The 328-nt window shown below is 49.4% G+C and carries 1 protein-coding gene; it reads left to right on the top strand.

Features of this window, described 5'->3' with window-relative positions; translation table 11 throughout:
• Positions 1-270 (top strand): acetate and sugar kinases/Hsc70/actin family protein (locus C2847_RS06055; RefSeq protein ID WP_208619935.1); only part of this gene is annotated, 270 nt, incomplete at its 5' end.
• Positions 271-328 lie beyond the last annotated feature (58 nt).

Here is a 328-nt window from a genome sequence, read left to right as displayed (position 1 = left end):
GTTGATATCAGAAAGGACTTGTACGGAAACGTCGTCCTCTCTGGAGGAACAACCATGTTCCCTGGAATTGCTGACCGCATGCAAAAGGAGCTCACCGCCCTCGCTCCCTCCACCATGAAGATCAAGATCATCGCTCCCCCCGAGAGAAAATACTCCGTCTGGATCGGTGGATCCATTCTCGCTTCTTTGTCCACTTTCCAACAAATGTGGATCTCCAAGGAGGAGTATGATGAGTCAGGTCCCTCAATTGTTCACAGAAAGTGCTTCTAAGCGCACTGTGATGCACCCCCCTTCTATTGTAATACCTGTTGTTTAATTTGAACCGGCG

Source organism: Thermus tenuipuniceus, from assembly GCF_002964845.1.
GTDB lineage: Bacteria > Deinococcota > Deinococci > Deinococcales > Thermaceae > Thermus > Thermus tenuipuniceus.
Note: the sequence above shows the minus strand (reverse complement) of the source record. Positions and strands in the feature narration are given on the sequence as shown.